The sequence below is a fragment of the Duganella sp. FT27W genome, assembly GCF_009295655.1.
GTDB classification, from domain to species: Bacteria; Pseudomonadota; Gammaproteobacteria; order Burkholderiales; family Burkholderiaceae_D; genus Rugamonas; species Rugamonas zoogloeoides.
The window spans coordinates 1-258 of record NZ_WHIV01000039.1; the positions used below are offsets into that span (position 1 = coordinate 1).

The following is a 258-nucleotide window of genomic DNA, read 5'->3' on the forward strand; positions in this document are numbered from 1 at the left end:
AAGTAGGTAGCTTAACCGCAAGGAGGGCGCTTACCACGGTAGGATTCGTGACTGGGGTGAAGTCGTAACAAGGTAGCCGTATCGGAAGGTGCGGCTGGATCACCTCCTTTCTAGAGTAGCACTGGTCTTCGGACTACTCATCAAGCGTTCACACTTATCGACTGTCAATCAAGAAGAACAGCATTTGGGGCTGTAGCTCAGCTGGTTAGAGCACCGTGTTGATAACGCGGGGGTCGTTGGTTCGAGTCCAACCAGCCC

The 258-nt window shown here is 53.1% G+C and carries 1 rRNA gene; it reads left to right on the forward strand.

The window, feature by feature from the left end:
- A 16S ribosomal RNA gene (locus F8197_RS28345) occupies nucleotides 1–110 on the forward strand; the annotation flags it as partial.
- Nucleotides 111–258 lie beyond the last annotated feature (148 nt).